We start from the raw sequence: 21,761 nt of genomic DNA on the forward strand, positions 1-21,761 counted from the left end.
GGGATCTCCCGAACGTGGGGTCGCGCGTGCGCTCCGGCACGCGACGAGGTCGAGGACATGGAGACGTGCACCGCTCCCAGGTTTGAGAGCGCTCTCAGGACGTTGAGGCTAGGCAGGGCCTGACGGCGCGTCAATACATCGCGCAATCACCGTTTACCGGACGGTCACCCCGCAGCAACAACGGGGTGGTGGGGAACGGAGGGGCATCTGAACCCGACTCGGCGCTGAGAGCGCTCTCAGAAGCGCCTCCGGCCGCCGACAGCGGAACGGGCCCGGGCGAGACGCCCGGACCCGTGTGCTCCCTCTTGTCGGCTCGTCGGCTCGTCAGCCGAGGCCCGCGGACTTCAGCCAGGCCTTGGCCACGTCCCTCGGGTCCTTGTTCTGCGTCTGCACCTGGGTGTCGAGGTCCAGCAGGGTGGCCGTGTCCAGCTTGGCCGAGACGGCGTTGAGCGCGTCGACACCCTTCTGGTTCAGGCCCGACTTGTAGACCAGCGGCTGCACGTTCTCGAACCCGAAGAGGTTCTTCGGGTCCTGCAGGACCACGAACTTCTCCTTGGAGATCGTCGGGTCCGTGGTGAAGACGTCCGCGGCCTGCACGGTGTTCTTCTTCAGCGCCGCCTGGGTGAGCGGGCCGCCCGCGTCGAGCGCCTTGAAGGACTTGAACTCCAGCCCGTAGACCGACTTCAGGCCGACCAGCCCCTGCTGCCGGGTCTGGAACTCCGGCGATCCGCCGATGACCATGTCCTTCGCGGCGTCCTTGAGGTCCGCGACGGAGGACTTCTCCGTGAGGCCGTACTTCTTGGCGGTCTGCGCGTTGACCGTGACGGAGTCCTTGTCCTGCGCGGGCGCCGGCTTCAGCAGCGTCAGCTTGGGGTCCAGCTTGGAGGTGATGGCGGACGTCGTCGCCTCCACCGTCTTCGGCGCGGCCTTCTTGTCCAGGTAGGCCAGCAGCGCGCCGTTGTACTCGGGCAGGACGGTGACGGAGCCGTTCTTGAGCAGGCCGTAAGTGGTCTCGCGGCTGCCGATGTTGGGCCGGTAGTCGACCTTGAGGCCCTTGGCCTTCAGGGCCTCGCCGTAGATGTCGGCGATCAGGATGCTCTCGGCGAAGTTGTTGGAGCCGACGACGACGGTGTCGCCCGCGGCCTTCTTCTCCGCGAGCGGGTTGTCGCTCTTGCCGCCGGAGGACGAACACCCCGCGACGAGCGCCGCGGTGACGGCGAGGACGACGGCGGCGGCGCCGGAGCGCTTCGTGCTTGACCTGGTGCTCTTCGTGTGAGAAGTCACGGTTCCCGTTCCGGGCTGAGGAGTTGGCACGTCGTATTCCGATCCAATCCAGGGGGTTCTCGGTCAGTCAAGTGCGGCCGGGTCACCGATCGGCCTCGATGGACGCCCCCCCCCCGCCGAGGGGGAGGCCGGGTGCCCGTCCGCGGGTCAGCCGCTGCGGCGCACCCCGGGCGACACCGCCCAGCGCGCCACCGCCCAGAACAGCGCGAGCGTGGCCAGCGCCAGCACCGCGACCAGCGCGGCGCCGCCCACGACCTTCTCGTAGTCGCGCTGGTAGAGGCCGTCGACGATGTAGCGGCCGAGGCCGCCGAGGCTGACGTAGGCGGCGATGGTGGCGGTGGAGACGATCTGGATGGCCGCCGAGCACAGGCCGCTCAGGATCAGCGGGAGCGCGACGGGCAGTTCGACGTGGAAGAGGATGCGGGACTCCCCCATCCCCATGCCCCGCGCGGCGTCCACCGGCGAGGGGTCGACGGACCGCAGCGCCTCGTACGTGGTCACGAGGATCGGCGGTACGGCGAGCACGACCAGCGGGATCATCACCGGCACCAGGCCCAGCCCGAGCACGATGAACATCAGCACCAGAAGGCCGAAGCTGGGCAGCGCCCGACCGGCGGTGGCGATCAGGGCGAGGACGTTGCCGCCGCGCCCGTAGTGGCCCGTGACCAGGCCGACCGGGAGTCCGATGAGGGCGGCGAGCGCGAGCGCGATGAGGGAGTACCGGATGTGCTCCCCCACGCGCGTGGGGATGCCGTCGTAGCCGTGCCAGTGGGCGCTGTCGCCGAAGAAGGCGTTGACGAAGTGCAGTACGTTCACCGGGCGGCGTCCTCCAGGGCGGGCGCGGCCGCTTCGGGCCGGGCCTGGGCGGTCCGCGGGGTGCGGCGGCCGGTGCCGCGCGGCATCCAGGGGGTCAGCGCGAGGCGCAGGAGGACCAGCGCGGCGTCGGCGAGGACCGCCAGGGCGGCGGTGGTGACCACGGAGTTCACCGCCAGTTCGGGCCGGTGGTAGATGTTCGCGTCGTTCAGCAGGTTGCCGAGCGCGCCCTGGTTGCCGATCAGCATCCCGACACTGACGAGGCTGATGCTGGAGACGGTCGCCACGCGCAACCCGGCGATGATCGCGGGTGCGGCGATCGGCAACTGCACCTGGACATAGCGCCGTACGGGCCCGAGCCCCATGGCGGTGGCCGCGGCGAGCGTCTCCCGCGGCACCGAGCGGACCCCCTCGACGATCGCCGGGACGAGCACGACGAGGCTGTACACGGCCAGCGGGATCATCACGGTGACCTCGGTCTGGCCGGTGTAGTCGATGAGGACGACGAAGAAGGCCAGCGAGGGGATCGCGTACAGCACGGTCGTCACGCCCAGCACGGGCGGGTACAGCCAGCGGAACCGCACGCACAGCTGCGCGACCGGCAGAGCGGCCAGCAGGCCCGCGAGCACCGGCAGCAGGGCCTCGCGCAGGTGCAGGCCGATCAGGCCGAGCCAGCTGTGCTGGAGGTCGCTCGGGATGTCGAAGAAGCGGTTCATCGGGCGGCCTCGGCGTCGGCTGGGACTTCGGCCTCGGCGCCGGACTCGGCGTCGACGCGCCCCTGGGCGTGGGCGCTGCGGATCGCCTCGCCGATGGTCGCCTGCGAGACGACGCCGGCCACCCGGCCGGTGCCGTCCACGGCGACCGCCCAGCCGGTAGGCGACAGCACGGCGCCGTCGAGCGCGGCGCGCAGCGAGTCGCTGCCGTGCGCGAAGGGCCGCCCGTACGGCAGGAGCCGGGCGGGATCCACGTCCCCGGCGGTGAGCGCGGCGGGCTCGCTCCAGCCGAGCGGCCTGCCGTCCGCGTCCGTGACGAGCAGGTAGGGCGCGTCCGTCGCGGCGGCGGCGCTGATCCGCTCTGCGGTGGAGTCCACCGCGACGACCGGAGCCGTCGTCAGCTCCAGTCCCGCGGAGTCGAAGAAGGACAGCCGGCGGATGCCGCGGTCGGTGCCGAGGAAGTCCTCGACGAAGGCGTCCGCGGGCGCGGACAGCAGTTCGGCGGGCGGCGCGAACTGGGCGAGCCTGCCGCCGGTGCGCAGCACCGCGACCATGGTGCCCAGCTTGATCGCCTCGTCGATGTCGTGGGTGACGAAGACGATCGTCTTGCCCAGCTCGGCCTGGATGCGGAGCAGCTCGTCCTGGAGCCCCTTGCGCACCACCGGGTCGACGGCGGAGAACGGCTCGTCCATCAGCAGGACCGGCGGGTCCGCGGCGAGCGCCCGCGCCACGCCGACGCGCTGCTGCTGCCCCCCGGAGAGCTGGTACGGATAGCGTGTGGCGAGCGCGGAGTCGAGCCCGACCCGCTCCATGAGCTCCGCCGCCCGGGCGCGGGCCCGCTGTCTGCCCCAGCCGAGCAGGCGGGGGACGGTCGCGATGTTGTCGACGATGGTGCGGTGCGGGAAGAGGCCGGCGTTCTGGATGACGTAGCCCATGGACCGGCGCAGGGTGTTGACGGGCTGCTTCCTGACGTCGGCGCCGTCGAGGAGGATGGCCCCCTCGGTCGGCTCCACCATCCGGTTGATCATGCGCAGGGTCGTGGTCTTGCCGCAGCCGGACGGGCCTACGAGGACGGTGATGGAGCGGTCCGGAATCTCCAGCGAGAGCCGGTCGACCGCCACCGTGCCGTCCGGATACCGCTTGGTGACTGAATCTATCCGTATCAAAACGCCGAGTGCCCTTCGGGTCTGGCGGGATCTCCCCGCTCTCGCCCACGGTCGCGCGGGCCGTGCCCGGAGAGTCTAGACGCCCGAGGTGGCGGGCCCCCGGCGACGCGCGGCCCGGCGTCGAACAGGACACCGGGCCGGGCGTACGGTCGTCAGTGCGCCCCGGGGCCTCCGCTGCCGAAGGACCCGCTGCCGCCCGGACTCCAGCGGTGCCGGTGCTGGTCGTGGCTGCGCCGGGTGCCGGTGGCGTGGAGTTCGTACGGCATGAGCCGCGACCCGTCGTCGGCGTGTGCGTGCACCTCGTCCGGCTCCCTCAGCTCCCGGATCTCGTGGACCGCCCCGGTGACCGGCAGGTGCGGCTGTTCGGCCTCGCTGGGCCGGTCGGGCTCCCTGAGCATCACCCTGATGCCCAGCCAGACCGCCCACACCAGCCCCCCGACCACGACGAGGAGGCCGAGGATGAAGGCCGCGAAGAACGCCCAGGAGTGCGGCGACGCGGCCAGTACGACGTAGGAAGCTGTGACCATGTTTTTCCCACCCGCCTCCGCCGAGGAAAGTGAAGAGCGCCGGTGACGCGCAGAACGTCACCTGTGTCACACAGTGTCCCACCGTCCCGGTCCGCCGCAAAGCGCGGAGCCGCCGGGGCCGGGCACGGGCCTACTCGGCGGCCGGCGCCAGCCGCAGCGCGATGCTGTTGATGCAGTACCGCTGGTCGGTCGGGGTGGGGTACCCCTCCCCCTCGAACACGTGTCCGAGATGCGATCCGCAGCGGGCACACCTGACCTCGGTGCGCACCATCCCGTGCGAGTGGTCCGCCACCAGCTCCACGGCGTCGGTGTCCTTCGGGTCGTAGAAGGACGGCCAGCCGCAGTGGGACGCGAACTTGGTGGTGGAGGTGAACAGTTCGGCGCCGCAGGCCCGGCAGGAGTAGACGCCCTCGGTCTTGGTGTCGGTGTACTCACCGACGAAGGCGGGCTCCGTGCCGGCCTGGCGCAGCACGGCGTACTCGGCCGGGGTCAGTTCGGCCCGCCACTGCTCGTCCGGCTTCTCGACGTCGTACGGCATTCGCCCTCAGCCCCTCACTTCGACAGACGGTCAAGGATGCGCGGCCCGAGGTCGGTGACGTCGCCCGCGCCCATGGTGAGAACGAGATCGCCGGGCTCGGCCATTCCCGCGATCACGTCCGGCACCTCGGCCTTGTCGTGCACCGCCGTCACGTCGGCGTCCGCGGCCCGGGCGGCGGCGATGATCAGCTCGCTGGTGACACCGGGGATCGGGTCCTCGCGGGCCGGGTAGACGTCGAGGACGACGGAGGCGTCCGCGAGGGCCAGCGCCTCGCCCATCTCCTTGCCGAGCTCCTGGGTGCGGGAGAACAGGTGCGGCTGGAAGACCACGTGGATCCGGGCGTCGCCGGCCGCCGCCCGCATCGCCTCCAGGTCGGCCGTCATCTCCGTGGGGTGGTGGGCGTAGGAGTCGATCACCTGGACGCCGGCCGCCTCGCCCTTGAGCTGAAGGCGCCGCTTGACCCCGGCGTACGCGGCCAGCGCGGGGGCCAGTTCCGCGGCCGGGACGCCGAGGGCGGCGCCCGCGGCGAGCGCGGCGACGGCGTTGTGCGCGTAGTGGCGGCCGGGGACGGAGACGGTGAAGGTGAGCTCGGCGCCGTCCAGCAGGACGTTGACCTCGCTCTTCAGGCCCTGCGGCACGACGGACAGGATCCGCACGTCGGCGTCCGGCGCCTCGCCGTACGTCACCGTGCGCACCGAACCGGCCAGCCGCCGGGTGAGTTCGCGCGCGCCCTCGTGGTCCGAGGAGATCACCAGCGTGCCGCCGGGCACGATCCTCGCGGCGAACGTCTCGAAGGACTCGTAGATCTCGTCCATCGAGGCGTAGTTCGCGTGGTGGTCGAGCTCGACGTTGAGGACGATGGCGACCTCGGGGGCGTACTTGTGGAAGCTGCGGTCCGATTCGTCGGCCTCGGCGACGAAGATCTCGCCCTCGCCGTGCAGCGCGTTGGAACCGGGGGCGTCGAGGTCGCCGCCGATGGCGTACGACGGCCGCAGGCCCAGCTCGGTGAGCGAGACCGCCAGCATGGAGGTGGTGGTGGTCTTGCCGTGGGTGCCGGCCACCGCGATCGGGCGCAGGCCCGTCATCAGCGCGGCGAGCGCGTCGGACCGGTGGACCACCGGAATGCCCAGCTCGGCGGCGCGGGCCAGCTCCGGGTTGTCCTCGCGGATCGCCGAGGAGACGACCACACAGTCGGCGTCGTCGGCGAGGTGCTCGCGGGCGTGCCCGATGTGCACGGTCGCCCCGAGCGCCCGCAGCGCCTCGGCGGTCGCCGACTCCTTGGCGTCGCTACCCGTCACCTTCGCCCCGCGCTGGGCGAGGATCTTCGCGATGCCCGACATTCCGGCGCCGCCGATGCCGATGAAGTGCGGTCGGTCCATGGCGGTAGGAAGGCCGGGTGCCATGCGCGTTTCTCCCCAGGTGGTACGACGAGCGGTACGACGACGGTCGCGCCCTCCGACGGAGGGCGCGACCAAGACTATGCCTTGCTGTGGGAGAACAGTTTCAGCACCGGCACTCCCACCTTGTGGCGCGCCCGCGAGGCCCAGTCGCGGTGGAAGAACTCCTCCACGTAGTGCGGGTCGGTCAGGACGATCACCTCGTCGGCCCCGGTCTCGCCGACCAGGCCCTTCAGGGCGTCCAGGGGATGGTCCTCGACCAGCCGGCCCTCGGCCTCGCTGCCGGCCGCGCGCAGAGCCTTCAGGGACACCTCCAGGGCCTGCTGACCGGCGCTCTTGGCCTCCTCGCCCTCGGGGGTCTCACGCTCGCGCGCCGCCTCGTCGAGTTCGCCGAGCGCGATGTCGTCGATGGCCCGCAGCAGGCGGTCCGCCTGGTCGCCGCGCGGCTGGAGCAGCACGTGGAAGGCGACCGGCTCCTCCCCGTGAAGGGTGGTGACGAACTCCACGTCGGCGGACGTCAGGGCCTTCTCGATCATCAGTACGCTTGTGAACACCAGGCGCCTCTTCTCCTTCGAGGGCCCGCGGACCCTCTCTCCCCGTGGGCCGTCGCGGCCCCTGCGGAAACCATCCTGCCCCGTGATCGCACGGGTACTGCCGGATTTAGTGTGCCCAGCCGCAACAAAGCGGAACGATCAATTCCGCCAATCCCGGGACCAACGGCACCCGACTCCGGGACCACCGGGGTCCGCGAAGGGGCCCCACTGCCACCCCGCGGGGGCCCGCCGGCCGCCGCGGACGCGCCCGTTCCGTGGCAGTCCGCCGGGTCCGAGGCGGCCCGCTCGGGGCCCCGCGGCCGGGTCGTCGCGGCCCTCCCCGGGGCCCGGCGCGCCCGTTCCGTGCCCTCGTCGGACGGGCCTTCGTCGGCAGTGGCCGGCGAACGCACCCCGGTTGCCGGCGCCGGACGGCGGTCAGGCGCGGTGGTAGCGGGTGAAGAGGAAGCCGTCCTGCTCCAGGAGGGAGGCCAGGGTGAAGCGGCGCGGGACCGGGACCGGGGGGCCGCCCGCGATCCGCTGGGCGTCGCCTGCGGTCAGCATCGGGGAGACGGTCAGGCACAGCTCGTCGAGGACCCCGGCCGCCACCATCTGGCCCAGCAGGCGCGGACCGCCCTCGGTCAGCAGACGGGTGTGGCCCAGTCCGGCCAGCGCGGCGACCGCCCGCGCCGGATCGACGCCCGCGCCCTCCCCGGCGGTCACCACCTTCGCGCCCGCCTTCTCGGCCGCCGCGACCCGGTCCGCGGGCGCCGCGGCCCCCGTCAGGACCAGCGTCGGCACCAGCGGCGAGGTGAACAGCGGCAGGGAGAAGTCCAGCTCCAGGCTCGCGGTGACGACGGCGATCGCCGGCGCCGGACCCTGCCCGGCCGCCGCCCGCGCCGCCGCGAACTCCTCGCGCGCACGGGCCGGGCGGTACCCCTCCTGGCGTACCGTCTCCGCGCCCACCACGACCACGTCCGCCAGCGCCCGCAGCGTGCCGAAGATCCGCATGTCGGCGGCGCTGGAGATGGGCTGCGAACGCCCCTCGTGCTGGGCGGCGCCGTCGAGCGTGGACACCATGTTGGCCCGCAGCCAGGGCCGCCGGCCCCCGGGGCCGGGCTCCGGGTAGGCGTAGGCGGCGGCCAGCTCGCCGAGGCTCCACTCCCGGTCCGCCGGGACGCCGGGCGCGTGCGCACCACCGGCCCCGCCGGCCTCTCCCGGGGCCTGGGCTGCTGTTTCGTCGGTCACAGGGAACAGGCGTCGCATGACGTGCAGTGTTCCACGCGGCTTAGCATGGGGAACCGTGTCCTCCTCCACCGCCGCCTCCGGCCGCCTCCGTCCGACAGCCGACGCGGCCCCGCAGTCCCTGTGCGCCCGCGAGCCCCACGTCCCGGCCGACCGGCTGGTCGCCGAGATGGTGCCGCCGCCGCGCTTCGACGCGGTGCGCTTCGCCACGTACATCCCGGACCCGAAGCAGCCGAGCCAGACGGAGGCCGTGGGCGTTCTGGAGGACTTCGCGGCCGGACTCGGCGGGGCGCACGCCACCGGCTCCGGCAAGCGCGGCCTCTTCGGCCTCGGCCGAGGCCGGTCCAAGGCCGCGAAGGCCCCGGCCGGCCCCCGCGGGGTCTACCTGGACGGCGGCTACGGCGTCGGCAAGACCCACCTGCTGGCCTCCCTGTGGCACGCCGCCCGGGCCGAGCCCGCGCTCAAGGCCTTCGGCACCTTCGTGGAGCTGACCAACCTGGTCGGCGCCCTCGGCTTCCAGAAGACGGTCGAGACCCTCTCCGGCCACCGGCTGCTCTGCATCGACGAGTTCGAGCTGGACGACCCGGGCGACACGGTGCTGGTGTCCAGCCTGCTGGGCAAGCTCGTCGACGCGGGCGTCGCGCTCGCCGCCACCTCCAACACCCTGCCCGGCAAGCTGGGCGAGGGCCGGTTCGCGGCCGCCGACTTCCTGCGCGAGATCCAGGGCCTGTCCGCCCGCTTCCGCACGCTGCGCATCGACGGCGAGGACTACCGCCACCGCGGTCTGCCCGAGGCTCCGGCTCCCTACTCCGAGGAGCAGGTGACGAAGACGGCGTACGCCACCGAGGGCGCCTCGCTCGACGACTTCCCGCACCTGCTGGAGCACCTGGCCAGGGTCCACCCCAGCCGGTACGGCGCCCTGACCGACGGGCTGCGGGCCGTGTGCCTGACCGACGTCCGGCCGGTGCCGGACCAGTCGACGGCGCTGCGCCTCGTCGTGCTCGCCGACCGGCTCTACGACCGCGAGGTGCCCGTGCTGGCCTCCGGTCTGCCCTTCGACCGGCTGTTCAGCGAGGAGATGCTGAACGGCGGCTACCGCAAGAAGTACTTCCGCGCGATATCCCGGCTCACCGCGCTCGCCCGGGACGCCAAGGGGCTCGTCGACGGCGACTGACCGTCACCTACGGAGCTCAATACCCGAGCGGCTCGCACTGATCAAGAGCCGGTTCGCGCCAACGCACCCTCACTTTTGAGGCTCTCTTCGTCGCGCGACACGGAGTTCGCCCTGCAAACAACTTTGCAGGGCTACCGTGTCTCTTGACCAGTGATTGACCAACCATTGGCCGGAACCAGAGATGCGAAACGGGCGGAGGGAGGCGCATGTTCCGAGGTACGACGGCCAGAACCGCGTTCGCCCTCCTCACCGCCGTCCTGCTCGCCCTTCCCGTCTTCGCGTCGGTCCCGTCCTTCGCATCCGCGCATACCGTCCGTCACACCGAGGCCAAGACTCCGACCGGAATCACTCCCTCCGGCGCGGCTGCGCACCACGAGACGGCGACGCCCCGTGACTGCGGCCCCGCCGGAAACCCGACCGGCCCCCTGCGCACCCGCGACCGCCAGCGCGTCGCCGACTCCGCCCCCGAGGCGCCCGAGCGCCCCGCGCTGAAGGACGGCCCGGCGGCCGCCCACGAGGCGGCCGGCCCCGGCGCCGCCCACCCCCGCGCGTCCAGACCCCTGGCCGACCGCACCCCGGCGGCACTCCAGGTCTTCCGCTGCTGACGAGCGCGGCCGATCCCGCCGGACAGCACCGCACGCTGCCGGGCACCGCGCCCCGCCTCGGGACCCGCCCCGCGAAGCGGCGCACCGCGCCGAGCGGCACGCCCTGTTGAGCCACACCTCACCCGGCCCCCACCTCTCACCTGAGCCGAGCACCTCCGCCCTCACCTCCGCTCTCAGCTCAGCCGAGCGCCTCGGCCGGGAACCACCGCCGAGCGGCTCCGCCGAGCACCTCTCACCCTGCCGAGCAGCGACCAGTCCTGCCGCGCAACGGGCAGTCCTGCCGAGCAGCAGCGCAGTCTCCCCCCACCCGTCGTGCAGACCGGACGCGCCCCCACGGCGCGCCAGGAGGAGTCACCACACATGCAGCCCCTCATCGACAACGCCCGTACGTTCGGACAGCGCCCTGAGGAGTTCGCCGGGCTCGCCGAAGGCCAGTCCCCCCAAGTCCTGTTCATCACCTGCTCCGACTCCCGGGTCGTCCCCGCCCTGATCACGGGCGCCCGCCCCGGCGAGCTCTTCGAGCTCCGCACCGCCGGCAACATCGTGCCGCCGCACACCTCCGGGCACCCCACCGGCGAGGCCGCGACCATCGAGTACGCCGTGGAGGTGCTCGGCGTGCGGGACGTCGTCGTCTGCGGCCACTCGCACTGCGGCGCCGTCGGCGCCCTCGTCCGCGGCGACGACCTGGACGCCGTACCCGCCGTACGGGACTGGCTGGCCGGCGCCACGCCCCGGCCGGAGGGCCCGGCCGGGGACCCGGCCGTCGCCGAGGGCGTGCAGAGCCACGTCCTGACCCAGCTGCTGCGGCTGCGCGCGTACCCCTGCGTCGCCGGGAAGCTGGACAGCGGCCGGCTGACCCTGCACGCCTGGTACTACGAGGTGCACACCGGCGCCGTCCTGGCGCACCGCCCGCAGACCGACACCTTCACGGCCCTGTGAGCGGCGCCGTGACGAACAGGTTCCCGCATCTGCGGCAGGACTGCGCCGCCTCGCTCGTCGTGTTCCTCGTCGCGCTGCCGCTGTGCGTCGGCGTGGCCGTCGCCTCCGGCGTCCCGGCCGAACTGGGCCTGGTCACCGGCATCGTGGGCGGCCTCGTCACCGGACTGCTGCCCGGCAGCAGCCTGCAGGTGTCCGGCCCGGCCGCCGGTCTGACCGTGCTCGTCTTCGAGGCGGTCCGCCAGTTCGGGCTGCCCGCGCTCGGGGTCGTCGTGCTGGCCGCCGGAGTGCTCCAGCTGGTCATGGGCGCGCTGAAGTGGGGGCGCTGGTTCCGGGCCATCTCGCTCTCGGTCGTCGAGGGGATGCCGGCCGGCATCGGACTGGTGATCATCGTGGGCCAGCTGTACGCGGCGGCGGGGCTGAAGGCCCCGGCGTCCGGCCTCGCCAAGGTCGCGGGGCTGCCGGGGGCCGCCGTCGACGCCCTGCGCAGCACCGAGGCGCTCGTCTCGCTCGCGGTCGGGGCCGGCACCATCGCCGTGCTGGTGCTGTGGCAGGGGATGCCGCGGCGGGTCCGCGCGGTACCGGGCGCCCTCACCGCCGTACTGCTGGCCACGGCCGCCTCTCTCGCCCTCGGGCTGCCGGTGGCCACGGTCGAGGTGCGGGGCCTGTTCGGCGCGGTCCAGCCGCCCGGCGCCGACGCCTTCGGCGAGCTGGCCCGTCCCGCGCTCTTGGGCACGATCCTCGCCTTCGCGCTCATCGCGTCGGCGGAGAGCCTGTTCAGCGCGGCGGCCGTGGACCGGCTGCACAGCGGCCCGCGCACCCGGTACGACAAGGAGCTGATGGCCCAGGGGGCGGGCAACGCGGTGTGCGGGCTGCTCGGCGCGCTGCCGATGACCGCCGTGATCGTGCGCAGCTCCGCCAACGTCCAGGCCGGCGCCCGCACCAAGGCCTCCCGGGTCCTGCACGGCGTCTGGCTGCTGCTGTTCGCGGCCCTGCTGCCTGCGGCCCTGGCGCTCATCCCCCTGCCCGCCCTCGCCGCTGTCCTCGTGCACGCGGGCTGGAAGCTGATCCCGCTCCGGCAGCTCGTGTCGCTGTGGCGCGGGTACCGGGGCGAGGCGCTGATCCTGGTGGTGACGGCCGTGTCCATCGTCGCCGTGAACATGTTCGAAGGGGTGCTGATCGGTCTGGCCCTGTCGGTCGCCAAGACCGCCTGGGAGGCGTCGCACGTGAAGCTGGAGGTCCTCGACGAGGGTGCCGGTCCGGTACGGGCGCGCCTGGCGGGCAACGCGACCTTCCTGCGGCTGCCGAAGATCCTCGACAGCCTGGAGGCGCTCCCTCCGGACCGTCCCGTGGAGCTGGACCTGTCCGGACTGCACCATCTGGACCACGCCTGCCGTACGGCGCTGGAGAGCTGGGCCGAGCGGCACAGCGCGGCCGGCACCGAGCCGGTGAAGGTCACGGCTCCTCCGGTGAAGGTCGCGGCTCCGCGGGCCGCGGCGGCCGCGGCGAAGGCGTCCGCGCCGTGACCGTCCCGCACGCCGGACCGCGGTCGTGGCCCTGGCTCGACCGCGGTCTCATGCCGGGCATATCGTTTGGAAAAGGCGCAAAAGCGCCGAAACGGCTGACGAGAGGTCGTCGTCATGCTTCAGGAATTGGTGGCCATACTGATCGCCGCCGGGGTCGCGGGCCTCGTGTACGCCGCGGCAGGCGTACGGATCGTCAAGCAGTACGAGCGTGGGGTGGTGTTCCGGCTCGGCCGGCTGGCGGGGGACGCGCGTTCGCCCGGCCTGGCGCTGATCATCCCGTTCGTGGACCGGCTCTACAAGGTCAACATGCAGATCGTCACGCTCCCGATCCCCGCCCAGGAGGGCATCACCCGGGACAACGTGACCGTGCGCGTGGACGCCGTCGTCTACTTCAAGGTCGTCGACGCGCCGAACGCGCTCATCCGCGTCGAGGACTACAAGTTCGCGGTCTCGCAGATGGCTCAGACGTCCCTGCGGTCGATCATCGGCAAGAGCGACCTCGACGACCTGCTCTCCAACCGGGAGAAGCTCAACCAGGGCCTGGAGCTGATGATCGACAGCCCGGCCGTCGGGTGGGGCGTGCAGATCGACCGGGTCGAGATCAAGGACGTGTCCCTGCCGGACACGATGAAGCGTTCCATGGCCCGGCAGGCGGAGGCCGACCGGGAGCGGCGGGCCCGGATCATCAACGCGGACGCCGAGCTCCAGGCCTCCAAGAAGCTGGCGGAGGCGGCCCAGCAGATGGCGGCGACGCCCTCCGCTCTCCAACTGCGGCTGCTGCAGACGATCGTGGCGGTGGCCGCCGAGAAGAACTCGACCCTCGTCCTGCCCTTCCCGGTCGAGCTGCTGCGCTTCCTGGAGCGCGCCCAGCAGCCGGAACAGGACCAGGCGCACCCGGCCGGGCAGGACGCCGCGGCGGACGGCGGCGGCGCCCGTACGGCCGCCGGGCCCCCGGGCATCGAACCGTCCCTCGCCCCCACCCAGCCGACGCCGTCCGCCCCGCTCCCCCGGGACGTCCAACCGGCGCCGACGAGCACGCCGTAGGAGGGGCGCGGAGCCGCCGGGGCGGGTCGGCCGGGGCGCCGGCGCGGCCCCTTCCGGTGCCGGTGCGGCTGGCGGGGCCGCCGTGGCGGCACTAGCGTGCCCGGCATGCGCAGCAGGCTCATGATCTTCGCCGCGGTGGCGGCCCTGGGGCTCGTCTCGTCGTGCGGGGACGGCGAAGGCTCGGGCGTGCCCACGCCCACGGCCGCGCGGCGGATCGCCGTGTCGAGCCCGGCCTTCCGCGACGGCGGCACCATCCCCCGCCCCTACACGTGCGACGGCGAGGACGTCTCGCCGCCACTGGCCTTCGCCGGTGTCCCCGCGCACACGACCGGCCTGGTCCTGCTGCTCGAGGACCCCGACGCGCCGCGCGGCCCCTTCACGCACTGGCTGATGTGGGACATCGACCCGCACACCACGGGGGTGCCCGCCGGCCGGACGCCGGCGGGAGCCTCGCAGGGCCGCAACAGCTTCACGAAGACCGGTTACAGCGGCCCCTGCCCGCCCATGGGCAAGCCGCACCGCTACGTCTTCACGGTGTACGCCACCGACCGGCGGCTCGGCCTCGCCACCGACGCCACGGCCGACGACGTACGACGGGCCGTGAACGGCCACGCGCTGGCCGTCGGATCCCTGACCGGCCGCTACGGCCGCTGACCCCGCCGGCTCCGTCCCCTTCCGTGCGGGCACGCCGCCCGGCCGGGTGCCTGTGCGCGCCGGACCGGCACCCGGCGGGCACGTGGCGCCCGGGGCCGGGTCAGTCGAAGACGGCGCGGACGACCAGGTACGCGATGCCCAGGAGGATCCCGAGGGCGAGGGCCGGTATGGCCAGCAGTTCGGCCGTCCACGCCAGGCTTTTGGTCACGCTGGTCGACGCCATGGAGTACCGGTTGGGGCGGGCGGCGGCGTCGTACGCCCCGACCGCGCCGCAGATCAGCGCCGCCAGCGCCGTGAGCAGCGCGGTGGTTAGCGACGGCAGCAGCGGGGTGCCGCGGACGTGGTCGACGAGGTGGCTTCCATGGGCGTGGGTCCAGTTCACCACCGCCGGCACCGCCGCGACGGCTGCCACGACGAGGGTCGTCACCGACGTGAGGGCGAGGACCAGGGCGGCGGTGGCGAGTGCGGGCGCGCGCCGGGCGGAGCGGCTCGTCGGCCCCGGGGCGGGGTCCCGGTCACGTGTCGAGTCCACCGGTCGAGCGGGCCGGCCCTCCGAACCGCCCGACCACGGGAGCCGGCCGCGCCCGCCAACGCCCGCGCCGGACTGCCGTCGCCGTCCTGGGCGGGGGCCGGCCGCTCAAGGACCGCTTGCCCCGGAGCCGCGGGCTCGGGGGCCGGGAAATCGGGGCGCACTCCGGATCCGCCGGGCGGCGGCCGGGCGGGTGACCGCGCGGTCGCGCCGCCGTTCATATGACCGGAGATAGTCCTAACGTACGTTCGGTGATCCCCTTCGTCAGACTGGTAAGACCTGTAAGCCCTGTACTACGCGTACCACTTGTACGACGGGCGACCGCCGTCTGTCTCCTGGGCACCGCCCTCGCCGCCTGCGGGACCACCCCCGCACCCCGCGCCGACCGGCCCGGCCCCACGAGGTCCCCCGCCTCCCCCTCCGCAGTAGCTCCCTCCCCCTCCGCCGTGGCGCCCTCCCGGCCGCCCTCCCTGGCCCCCGGCCCCGGCGGCCTCACCCCGGTCTTCAGCCACGGCCCGCGGAACAGGGGCAAGACGGTCGCGTTCACCTTCGACGCCGACATGACCGCCGACCAGGGACCGCGCGCCGCGGCGGGCGAGCACTTCGACAACCCGGCGCTCATCGCCACCCTGCGCGCGCTGAAGGTGCCGGCCACCGTGTTCATGACCGGCCGGTGGGCCGAGGAGTACCCGGAGGAGGCCCGCTCCATCGGCCGGGACCCGCTCTTCGAACTCGCCAACCACTCCTACAGCCACTACGCGTTCACCGGCGACTGCTACGGCCTGCCGAGGGTCTCCGCCGCCCGGATGCGGCCGGACGTGGAGCGCGCGTACGCGGAGTTCCGCAAGGCGGGCGTGCCGCACCCGATGCCGTACTTCCGCTTCCCCGGCGGCTGCTACGACCAGCGGGCGCTGCGGGCGCTCAGCGGGCTCGGGGTGACCGCGGTGCAGTGGGACGTGATCAGCGGCGACGCCTTCGCGACGGACGCGGCCGCGGTGGAGCGACAGGTGCTCGACGGGGTGAGGCCGGGATCGGTCGTCGTCATGCACTGCACCCGCAGCGCGGCCCCGACCACCGCGCGCGTGGTGCGCGCCGTGGTGCCGGAGCTACGGCGAAAGGGGTACCGCTTCGTGAAGGTGTCCGAGCTGATCGGCGAGTCCACCGGCCGCTGACCACCGGTTGCGCGCCGAGGGCGGCCCACCTGCCCGCCGTGCGCGCGGCGCGGGGTTGCACACTGGTGGGCGTGAACAACGACACCCCCGTTCAGGAGAGCCCGTTCCGGTCCGAGCCCGGGGTCCGCGACCAGGCGCCGCAGTTCGTGCTGCCGCTGGTCGTGCGGATCGAGCGGGCCGCTCCCCCGGCCCGTACGGACGCGCTGGAGACCGCCGCCCGCGCGGTCCTGGTGATGCTCGCCGACGAGCGGTCGCTCGGCGACGGGGAGTGGGCGGGGGCCGTACGGGACTGGCAGGACGCCCGGATCCGGAAGGTGGTCCGGCGGGCGCGCGGTGCCGAGTGGCGGCGCGCCGAGGCGCTGCCCGGGATCACGGTCACCGGCAAGTCGGCGGAGGTCCGGGTCTTCCCGCCGGTCCCCCTGGACGGCTGGCCCAGGGAACTGGCCAAGCTCCAGGTCTCCGGCACCGATCTCGACGACCCCGAACCGCCCGCTCCCGCCGACCCGGGCACGCCCGTGCTGTGGCTGAGCCCGGACCTGGAGATGTCCGCGGGCAAGGCGATGGCCCAGGCCGGGCACGGGGCCCAGCTCGCCTGGTGGGAGCTGACGGACGGGGAGCGCGAGGCCTGGCGGGACGCGGGGTTCCCGCTCGCCGTGCGCACCGCCGGGCCGGACCACTGGCGCCGGCTGACCGGGAGCGGGCTGCCGGTGGTGCGCGACGCGGGCTTCACCGAGATCGCTCCCGGGTCCTGCACGGTGGTCGCCGACCATCCGGCGTTGCGTCAGCGCCGTCGCCCCCGTCCCGTCCCGTAACGCACTGCCCCGTAGCCCCCTCGTCCCGTCACACACCGCCCCGCCGCCCGGCGCCCCGTTCCCCACCGTCCCGTCGCCGCCCGAACCTCAAATGTTGCTCTGAAGACGGGTGCGCGCGGGTTCGGGGGCGCGCCGCGGGGCCATACCCCCGTCACGCCGGTACCGGCCCCGCCGCAGGGGCCGAGGGGCCGAAGGGACGGCCCGGGGGTGCCGGGCGCGGGGAGGCGGGCGGGGGCCCGGAGGAGGGGGCGATGGAGCGACTGGGGACGGGTATCGGCTGGCGGCCGGAGATCGCGGACGCCGTGGAGCACATGCCGGGCGTCGACTGGGTCGAGGTCGTGGCCGAGAACGTGTGTCCGGGGCACCTGCCCGAGTCGCTGCTGCGGCTGCGGGCCCGCGGGGTGACCGTGGTGCCGCACGGCGTCGGACTCGGCCTCGGCGGCGCCGAACGGCCCGACGAGGCCCGGCTGACCGCCCTCGCCGAGCGGGCGCAGGCGCTGGGGTCGCCGCTGGTCACGGAGCACATCGCGTTCGTCCGAGGGGGCGGCCCGCTGACCGCCTCGCCGCGTCTGAAGGCGGGGCACCTGCTCCCGGTGCCGCGCACCCGGGACGCCCTCGACGTGCTCTGCGAGAACGTGCGCATCGCGCAGGAGGCGCTGCCCGTGCCGCTCGCGGTGGAGAACGTCGCCGCCCTGCTGGCGTGGCCCGCCGAGGAGATGACGGAGGGTCAGTTCCTCTACGAGCTGGCGGACCGTACGGGCGTCCGGCTGCTGATCGACGTGGCCAATCTGCACACCAACCACGTCAACCGGGGCGAGGACCCGGCCAAGGCCCTCGCCGAACTGCCCGTGGAGGCCATCGCCTACGTGCATGTCGCGGGCGGCTTCGAGCGGGACGGCGTCTGGCACGACAGCCACGCCCATCCGGTCCCGCGGCCGGTCCTCGGCATCCTGACCGACCTCGCCTCGCGGGTGTCGCCGCCCGGGGTCCTCCTGGAACGGGACGAGAACTTCCCCGAACCGGCCGAGCTGGAACGGGAGTTGGAGGCGATCCGGCAGGCGGTGCACGCGGGCCGCACAACGGCCGCGATCCGGCCGGGCACCCCCACAGCACCCCGGCCGGCGAACCTGGCCGCCGACGGCCGGCGTCCGGCGGCCACTGCCGCGGTGCGGGACCCGGCGAACCCCACCGCCGTACCGGACCGGGCAGTCCCCACCGCCACCGCACTGGACCCGGCAGTCCCCGCCGCCACCGGATCCCGCCCGGTGGACCCCGCCACCGCCCCGGAATCGTCGGACACCGCCGTATCGCCCCCGGCGCACACGGCGAGCACCGCCGTGCCGCCCCAGGCCGGTCCCGCCGCCGGCGCGCGTCCGGCGGCCCCCGGCGCCGGTCCGCGTCCCGGCCCGGACGGCGCCCCGCGGGAGGCCGGTCCCCTCGGGGGTGCGCGGCAGCGGGTCGCGCTCGCGCAGACCGCGCTGCTGTCGGCGCTCGTCGCCGGGACGCCCGCGCCCGAGGGGTTCGACCGGGTGCGGCTGGGGGTGCAGGCGCGGGCGCTCGCGTCGAAGCGGGCGGGCGTGGTGGCGAAGGTGGCGCCGGAGCTGCCCGTGATCCTCGGGGAGGGGTACCGGTCCGCCTTCCTCGACTACGCGCACGGGCACCCGATGACCGGCGGCTACCGGCGGGACGCGATGGAGTTCGCCGCGTTCCTGCTCGACGCCGGGCGGCCGCGGGACGTGGAGGCCCGGCGGGTGTTGCGGGAGTGGTGGCGGGAGCGGTCGGGCCCGGCGCCGAGGTCGCGGCGCCCGGCGGTGCGGATCTCCCGCGCCGCCCGCCGGATCCTGTCCCGGCGCTGACCGCTCCCCCCGCACGCCCGCGTCCCTCGCCTACCTCGCGTCCCCCCGCGTCTGGCACATCTGCCGCGTCAGCCGATGTGTGTGCAGAGGGCGTCGATGGCGGCGTGCTGGAGGGTCAGCGTCTTGTATCCGGTCGCGCCGATCTCCATCGTGTACGAGCCGTCGACGGTGTAGAGGCCGCGCGGCAGGGTGCCGCGGTTCTCGGCGAACCCGATCAGCACGGGGCCGCGCACCCGCCAGAACTGGGAGCCGTCCTCGCGGTAGTCGACGACGGCCCGGCCGCCCGCGTCCGCGTCGTAGGAGGCGCCGGTGTCCTTGTTGGTGACCCGCACGACGAGGTCGCCGCGGTACACGACCCGCTTCGTCCGGCCGTCGGGGTAGGTCTCCAGCACGTGCTGCTCGACCTCGTCGACGACGGGTTCGCCGTGCACCGGGAAGTCGCACCGGACGCCGGCCGCGACGTCCCACGGGCCGGACGGGGCGGGCGTCCAGGGCGAGTTGGGCGCCGCGGTGGCGGCCGACACGGGCACCGCCGCGAACAGGAGCGCGGCAAGTGCGGGCAGTACGGCAAAAGTTCGACGCATGATGCCTCTCCAGGACATGAGGTGTCTCGGTGTGCGGAACTCATGCTGGCGCCGCCCCCTGACCGGATTCTCACCACGCGGAACAGGCTCTGGTGCTGTGGCCGGAAAGGTTTGCCGGTGAACCTTTCCGGCCACAGCGCTAGAGTGGCGCGGTCATGGAATTCCGACTGCTGGGCACGTTCGAGGCGCGCCACGACGGCGAGCGGGTCACCGTGGGCGCCCGCCGGCAGGAGCGCTGCCTGCTCGCGGTCCTGCTGCTGGAGGCGGGCGGTGTCGTGTCCACCGACCGCCTCATCGATCTGCTGTGGGACGGAGCCGCCCCGGCCTCCGCGCGCGGCACGGTGCACACCTACATCGGCCGGCTGAGGGCGCTTCTCAGGCCGCACGGTGTCCGGGTCGAGACCCGGCACGAGGGCTACACGATCGACCCCGGCCCGCACACCGTCGACGTCCGGGACTTCCTCGGCCACGTCGACCGGGGGGCCGCCCTGGGAGACCCCGGGGAACGTGTACGGGCCTACGACCGGGCACTGGCCCTGTGGCGCGGCCCGCTGCTCGCCGACGTGATCGACGACCGGCTGCGGGGCCGGCTCGGCGGCCGGCTGGCGGAGCTGCGGCTGACCGCCCTGGAGCGGCGGGCGGAGGCCCAACTCACCCTGGGCCTGCACGAACGGGTCCTCGCGGAGCTGACCCCGCTGACCGCAGAACTACCGTCCCGCGAGCGGCTGGTGGTCGCCCAGATGACCGCGCTGTACCGGTCCGGACGCCGGGCCGAGGCCCTGGAGCTCTACCGGACCACGCGCCGGGCGCTGGTCGCCGAGCTGGGCATCGAGCCGGGCCCCGAGCTGACGACGCTGCACGAGCGCGTCCTGCGCGCGGATCCCCGGCTGGACCGGCCGAACGCCGCGCTGTACGCGGTGCGGGTCGGCGGGGAGTGGCTGCCGTGGATCACCAGCGGCCATCCCGCCCTGGAGTTCTGCAACACCTACGCGGGCTGGGGCGGGCCCGGTCTGCCCGGCTCCGAGTGGCTGCGCGGCTACTCCACGCTCGCCGTGTGGGCCGGCCACCTCGACCTGGCGGACGAGCCGCTCGTCGCCCGGCTGCTCGACCTGGCCCGCCGCCGTCCCGGCGAGGCGGCCGCGGCCCTGGAGGAGGCCCGGCGTTTCCGCGCCGATCTGTACGCCTGCCTCACCGACGCCCAGGACGCGCGGGCCTTCCGTGCCGTGGCCGCGGCGGCCCAGGAAGCCGCCGCCTCCGCGGTCTTCGTCCGGGACGAGGACGGTCTGGGCCACTGGCGTCTGCCCCCGTCGTCCGAACTGCGTCTGCCGCTGCTGGCCACCGCGCGCAGCGCCGCCGATCTCCTCGCCGACCCCCGCCGGTTCACGATCCGGGCCTGTCCGAGCGAGGAGTGCGGCTGGCTCTTCCTCGACACGAGCGGCCGCCGCCGCTTCTGCTCCATCGCCACGTGCGGCAGCCGCTGCCGGCCGTCTCAGGCGGCCGGCTGACCGGCGACCGGTGGGCGACAGCCCACCGAGGGCCGGGCAACCGGCGAGAGACGGACGGCCGGCCGCGGTGTGCCGGACTTAACAGGCCCTGGACCGCCAACGCCCGACTCACCCGCTCCCCTCCCCCTTTACCGCGACATGTCCGCCGCACATCCGGGCGCACAACGCACCCCGATACCTGAATCACCCCTTTTGCTTCCCCCCGACGACCACTCCGCCCCCGCAGTAATATGCCAACTCCCCCGTCCCGAAGCGCACTGACGTGCGGTGCCGCAACAGGAGGCACCATGCGGCCGCGACCCCCCGTCAAGGGCAGAGGCGTGTTCAGCGGTACCGGGATCATCGTCTCGGCGCTCGCCGCGACGCTCGTGGCGCTGCTCTTCCCGCTCTGGTCCTACGCCCACCGCCCGGCCGCCGCGTCCGCCGACGTGCTCAGCGCCGGGACGGTGGCGACACCGTACGGGCCGCTGTCCGCCGTCGACCGCGACTTCGTCACCAAGGTGCGGCTGGCCGGGCTGTGGGAACTGCCCGCGGGGCGGCAGGCCCAGCAAAAGGGCACCACCAGGGCCGTACGGACGGCGGGGCGGCACCTGGTGGCGGGGCACGTGTTCCTGGACGGGCGGGTGCGCGACGTGGCCGCCCGGCTGGGGCTGGGCCTGCCCAACGAGCCCACCGCACAGCAGAAGCAGTGGCTCGCCACCCTCAGCGCGGCGCGGGGCGGGGAGTTCGACCGCCGGTTCGCCAACATCGCGCGCCTCGCGCACGGCAGGGTGTTCTCGCTGGTCGCCCAGGTCCGGGCGAGCACGCAGAACACCCTAGTGCGCGCCCTCGCCGACGACGCGAACACGACGGTGCTGGACCACATCCGGGTGCTGGAGGCCACCGGGCTCGTCGACTTCGCCGCGCTGGCCGGGGACCTGGCCGCGAGCGCCGGCCCCTCCGCCCACTCCTCCTCCGGCACGCCCGTCCCGACCGTCGGCGCGGGCGAGGTCGTTCCGCTGACCCCGCCGGCGTCCCCGGCCTACTCGCTCCCGCCGGCCGCCTCCAGCCCGCCCCCGCGGACCCCGTGACCCGACCCGGCCCCGGAGAGCCAACGGAACGTCACATCTCGGCCACACCGCGTCCGTATGGTGAACAGGGCATGGCGTTTC

At 73.9% G+C, this 21,761-nt stretch carries 22 protein-coding genes; 11 read left to right on the forward strand and 11 right to left on the reverse strand.

Features of this window, described 5'->3' with window-relative positions; genetic code table 11:
• Positions 1-324: 324 nt before the first annotated feature.
• The 9 genes from ACIPM1_RS17730 to ACIPM1_RS17770 all read right to left on the reverse strand — a co-directional run bounded on the left by ACIPM1_RS17730 (position 325) and on the right by ACIPM1_RS17770 (position 8,234).
• Complete coding sequence (locus ACIPM1_RS17730) at positions 325-1,284, reverse strand: ABC transporter substrate-binding protein (protein WP_402435275.1); 960 nt, start codon at positions 1,282-1,284, stop codon at positions 325-327.
• 147 nt (positions 1,285-1,431) lie between these two features.
• Positions 1,432-2,100: an ABC transporter permease gene (locus tag ACIPM1_RS17735; protein ID WP_402435278.1), complete on the reverse strand. Its 669-nt coding sequence runs from the start codon at positions 2,098-2,100 to the stop codon at positions 1,432-1,434.
• Positions 2,097-2,813 carry an ABC transporter permease gene (locus tag ACIPM1_RS17740; RefSeq protein WP_402435281.1) on the reverse strand — a complete coding sequence of 239 codons (717 nt, stop codon included), beginning with the start codon at positions 2,811-2,813 and terminating at the stop codon, positions 2,097-2,099. Before ACIPM1_RS17740 ends, ACIPM1_RS17735 begins: the two co-directional genes overlap by 4 nt.
• The gene (locus ACIPM1_RS17745; protein ID WP_402435284.1) at positions 2,810-3,976 is read right to left on the reverse strand and encodes an ABC transporter ATP-binding protein; all 1,167 of its coding nucleotides are present in this window, start codon (positions 3,974-3,976) and stop codon (positions 2,810-2,812) included. Before ACIPM1_RS17745 ends, ACIPM1_RS17740 begins: the two co-directional genes overlap by 4 nt.
• 152 nt (positions 3,977-4,128) lie before the next feature.
• Positions 4,129-4,503 (reverse strand): DUF6479 family protein, encoded by a 375-nt coding sequence (locus ACIPM1_RS17750; RefSeq protein WP_402435287.1) that lies wholly within the window; start codon positions 4,501-4,503, stop codon positions 4,129-4,131.
• Positions 4,504-4,633: 130 nt separating this feature from the next.
• Entirely contained in the window at positions 4,634-5,041 is a 408-nt protein-coding gene (gene msrB, locus ACIPM1_RS17755) for a peptide-methionine (R)-S-oxide reductase MsrB (protein ID WP_356184350.1), read from the reverse strand.
• A 14-nt stretch (positions 5,042-5,055) separates the two neighbouring features.
• Positions 5,056-6,444 (reverse strand): UDP-N-acetylmuramate--L-alanine ligase, encoded by a 1,389-nt coding sequence (gene murC, locus ACIPM1_RS17760; protein ID WP_402435291.1) that lies wholly within the window; start codon positions 6,442-6,444, stop codon positions 5,056-5,058.
• Positions 6,445-6,518: 74 nt separating this feature from the next.
• On the reverse strand, positions 6,519-6,992 hold the full coding sequence (locus ACIPM1_RS17765) for an indole-3-glycerol phosphate synthase (protein WP_356184344.1): 474 nt from the start codon (positions 6,990-6,992) through the stop codon (positions 6,519-6,521).
• A 414-nt stretch (positions 6,993-7,406) separates the two neighbouring features.
• Positions 7,407-8,234, reverse strand: coding sequence for a pyrimidine reductase family protein (locus ACIPM1_RS17770; RefSeq protein WP_356184341.1), 828 nt, complete (start codon positions 8,232-8,234; stop codon positions 7,407-7,409).
• A gap of 37 nt (positions 8,235-8,271) precedes the next feature.
• On the opposite strand from ACIPM1_RS17770, the gene zapE reads away from it, so the two are divergent.
• The 6 genes from zapE (at position 8,272) to ACIPM1_RS17800 (ending at position 14,152) form a co-directional block, all read left to right on the forward strand.
• Positions 8,272-9,387, forward strand: a complete 1,116-nt coding sequence (gene zapE / locus ACIPM1_RS17775) for a cell division protein ZapE (protein WP_356184339.1) — start codon at positions 8,272-8,274, stop codon at positions 9,385-9,387.
• Positions 9,388-9,593: 206 nt separating this feature from the next.
• Complete coding sequence (locus ACIPM1_RS17780) at positions 9,594-9,992, forward strand: hypothetical protein (protein WP_402435295.1); 399 nt, start codon at positions 9,594-9,596, stop codon at positions 9,990-9,992.
• A gap of 360 nt (positions 9,993-10,352) precedes the next feature.
• On the forward strand, positions 10,353-10,931 hold the full coding sequence (locus tag ACIPM1_RS17785) for a carbonic anhydrase (protein ID WP_356184333.1): 579 nt from the start codon (positions 10,353-10,355) through the stop codon (positions 10,929-10,931).
• A gap of 8 nt (positions 10,932-10,939) precedes the next feature.
• Positions 10,940-12,454, forward strand: a complete 1,515-nt coding sequence (locus ACIPM1_RS17790) for a SulP family inorganic anion transporter (protein ID WP_402435298.1) — start codon at positions 10,940-10,942, stop codon at positions 12,452-12,454.
• Between the two features lie 114 nt (positions 12,455-12,568).
• Positions 12,569-13,498, forward strand: a complete 930-nt coding sequence (locus tag ACIPM1_RS17795; protein ID WP_402435301.1) for a slipin family protein — start codon at positions 12,569-12,571, stop codon at positions 13,496-13,498.
• 105 nt (positions 13,499-13,603) lie between these two features.
• Positions 13,604-14,152, forward strand: a complete 549-nt coding sequence (locus tag ACIPM1_RS17800) for a YbhB/YbcL family Raf kinase inhibitor-like protein (protein ID WP_402435304.1) — start codon at positions 13,604-13,606, stop codon at positions 14,150-14,152.
• A gap of 100 nt (positions 14,153-14,252) precedes the next feature.
• On the opposite strand, the gene ACIPM1_RS17805 is transcribed toward ACIPM1_RS17800, so the two are convergent.
• Positions 14,253-14,684, reverse strand: a complete 432-nt coding sequence (locus tag ACIPM1_RS17805; protein WP_402435307.1) for a hypothetical protein — start codon at positions 14,682-14,684, stop codon at positions 14,253-14,255.
• 266 nt (positions 14,685-14,950) lie between these two features.
• Here ACIPM1_RS17805 and ACIPM1_RS17810 point away from each other — a divergent pair, with 266 nt between their 5' ends.
• The 3 genes from ACIPM1_RS17810 (at position 14,951) to ACIPM1_RS17820 (ending at position 18,521) form a co-directional block, all read left to right on the forward strand.
• Complete coding sequence (locus ACIPM1_RS17810; protein ID WP_402435505.1) at positions 14,951-15,853, forward strand: polysaccharide deacetylase family protein; 903 nt, start codon at positions 14,951-14,953, stop codon at positions 15,851-15,853.
• Between the two features lie 71 nt (positions 15,854-15,924).
• Positions 15,925-16,665 carry an aminoacyl-tRNA hydrolase gene (locus ACIPM1_RS17815; RefSeq protein ID WP_402435309.1) on the forward strand — a complete coding sequence of 247 codons (741 nt, stop codon included), beginning with the start codon at positions 15,925-15,927 and terminating at the stop codon, positions 16,663-16,665.
• A 251-nt stretch (positions 16,666-16,916) separates the two neighbouring features.
• A complete protein-coding gene (locus ACIPM1_RS17820) occupies positions 16,917-18,521 on the forward strand; it encodes a DUF692 family multinuclear iron-containing protein (protein ID WP_402435312.1) in 1,605 nt (534 codons plus the stop codon).
• A gap of 68 nt (positions 18,522-18,589) precedes the next feature.
• Here the strand turns inward: ACIPM1_RS17820 and ACIPM1_RS17825 are convergent, their stop codons facing one another.
• Positions 18,590-19,105, reverse strand: coding sequence for a hypothetical protein (locus ACIPM1_RS17825; RefSeq protein ID WP_402435315.1), 516 nt, complete (start codon positions 19,103-19,105; stop codon positions 18,590-18,592).
• A gap of 155 nt (positions 19,106-19,260) precedes the next feature.
• On the opposite strand from ACIPM1_RS17825, the gene ACIPM1_RS17830 reads away from it, so the two are divergent.
• Positions 19,261-20,610: a BTAD domain-containing putative transcriptional regulator gene (locus ACIPM1_RS17830; RefSeq protein WP_402435318.1), complete on the forward strand. Its 1,350-nt coding sequence runs from the start codon at positions 19,261-19,263 to the stop codon at positions 20,608-20,610.
• Between the two features lie 287 nt (positions 20,611-20,897).
• A complete protein-coding gene (locus ACIPM1_RS17835) occupies positions 20,898-21,680 on the forward strand; it encodes a DUF4142 domain-containing protein (RefSeq protein ID WP_402435321.1) in 783 nt (260 codons plus the stop codon).
• Positions 21,681-21,761: the final 81 nt, after the last annotated feature.

The organism is Streptomyces sp. NPDC086766 (assembly GCF_044746005.1).
In the GTDB taxonomy this organism is placed as follows: Bacteria; Actinomycetota; Actinomycetes; order Streptomycetales; family Streptomycetaceae; genus Streptomyces.